This is a genomic window from Peribacillus frigoritolerans (assembly GCF_030676415.1).
GTDB lineage: Bacteria > Bacillota > Bacilli > Bacillales > DSM-1321 > Peribacillus > Peribacillus frigoritolerans_A.
Map to the genome: position 1 here is coordinate 1 of NZ_JAUUTW010000072.1, position 1,730 is coordinate 1,730.

Consider the following 1,730-nt stretch of genomic DNA (forward strand, 5'->3'; position numbering starts at 1 on the left):
CCTTATGTTTTTATTACAAATATGTATGCTAGTTTTATTGTAGAATGAGGAGGTGCTTTATGGAGAACAAAAAAAGTTCCCTTTACGATGAATTACCGTTAGAATTATTGGCAGGATTTTATTATGAAATAAATAAGAACATAGAAAAAGGAATCTTGTCTGGTGCTATGTATCATGAAATTAGTTTAATGGAACAAACAGCATTAAAAAGGGGTATCTTACTTGAATACCTACATGACAAGGGTGCTTGTATAATTGAAGCCGAGAAACTACTAAGAGAAACCACCCTGCAACCCTAAATTGTAGAATAAGAAGTCCAATGATGTTTTCTAGTCTACCCTAGGTAAGCCTGGAACAGTATATAGAATAGATTCCTTTAACCCTCTTGGCTACCAAAGGGTTGTTTTGGGTGGCATTCACCAAAAGAAATCATCGCCTTAAAAATTCCTAGTCTTTTTAATCTGTCCTTTAAAAGGCCTACACTTTATAAAAGAAATGCTATTTTTAAATCATCAGCAAGAAATTCCCCGTGCTATTGGAACTTATATTATGAAGGAAAACTTCTTGTATATCGTTAAGTATTCCCAATCCTACAAATTATCAAAAGTATTTTCAATGGCTGATTCCAATTCTTCTTTTCCTTCTCCTATATAACGTTTGGTCATGTTCAAATCTTTATGCCCCATCAATTTTGAAACGGTTTGAAGGTCTATCCCCTTATCGATTAATTTTTGGCAAAACGTATTCCGCAGCTTATGGGGAGTCGCATTATATTTAGTCAGCATATATTGCACGGACCTTGGCGTGATGCGCTGATTCACACTGGATATGAAGATAGCTTCCGTTTCCATATTTAAAAACTCCTTGTATGCCTTGATTTTTTCACTAGCAGTCATGGAGAGTGGAATCTTTCTGTCTATATCACCTTTTGAATCCCGGATGAGGATATATTGCCTCTCTCCCTCTTTTTGAATGTCACTATGGTTCAAATCACAAAGTTCGGACACCCGGATACCCGTATGAATCATTGTGTATACAATAGCAATATTCCTGAAATGCCCAGAGGCCTCGATTTCTTTTAGGAGAGCAGCTTGCTCAAGCATGTTCAGGGCTTTTGGCGGATCTTCTTTCTTTTCCTTTGCTTTACGATCGATGTTGAGGACGATCTCGGGTTTATCAAGGAACCTGGAAAACATGGTAATGGCTGAATAATGTTTTTCAATCGTTCCTCCACTCTTGTTTGACTGTTCCATATCGTCTAAATAGGTTTGGACGTGGGATTTTTCAATCTCTTCCGCCTCATCCTTAAACCATTGAAGAAGCTGGGAGATAACTCCCACATAGGTTTTAATCGTACCATCGGATTTATTTTGACCCATTAACCATTCCGCAAAAGAATGAAGAATTTGTTTATTGTCCAGGATTTCTTCTTTACTGGTCATTCGAGAAGCCCCCTACCAAACTCATGCTATTAAAAAGCCTTTCCAACGAATGGTGGAATTTATACAAAAAAACCTTAGGAAAATCCTAAGGTTTAGAATGCGTAGATAGGATTTGAACCTGTTTATACGGGTTTATGAATCCTAATTGATGTGCTAAACATTGCTTGGCGGCGTCCTACTCTCACAGGGGGAAACCCCCAACTACCATCGGCGCTGAAGAGCTTAACTGCCGTGTTCGGAATGGGAACGGGTGTGACCTCTTCGCTATCGCCACCAAACATATCAGGA

At 38.4% G+C, this 1,730-nt stretch carries 2 protein-coding genes and 1 rRNA gene; 1 reads left to right on the top strand and 2 read right to left on the bottom strand.

What is annotated here, in order from left to right:
* Nucleotides 1–59 precede the first annotated feature (59 nt).
* Nucleotides 60–299 carry a hypothetical protein gene (locus tag Q8G36_RS28415; RefSeq protein ID WP_305275325.1) on the top strand — a complete coding sequence of 80 codons (240 nt, stop codon included), beginning with the start codon at nucleotides 60–62 and terminating at the stop codon, nucleotides 297–299.
* A 291-nt stretch (nucleotides 300–590) separates the two neighbouring features.
* On the opposite strand, the gene Q8G36_RS28420 is transcribed toward Q8G36_RS28415, so the two are convergent.
* Complete coding sequence (locus Q8G36_RS28420; RefSeq protein ID WP_305160564.1) at nucleotides 591–1,442, bottom strand: tyrosine-type recombinase/integrase; 852 nt, start codon at nucleotides 1,440–1,442, stop codon at nucleotides 591–593.
* A 162-nt stretch (nucleotides 1,443–1,604) separates the two neighbouring features.
* Nucleotides 1,605–1,720 (bottom strand): 5S ribosomal RNA (gene rrf, locus Q8G36_RS28425).
* Between the last annotated feature and the right edge of the window lie 10 nt (nucleotides 1,721–1,730).

Excerpts from the sequence above, each read along its gene's own strand:
- Q8G36_RS28415 (WP_305275325.1), top strand. The coding sequence starts at position 60 with ATGGAGAACAAAAAAAGTTCCCTTTACGATGAATTACCGTTAGAATTA.
- Q8G36_RS28420 (WP_305160564.1), bottom strand. The coding sequence starts at position 1,442 with ATGACCAGTAAAGAAGAAATCCTGGACAATAAACAAATTCTTCATTCT.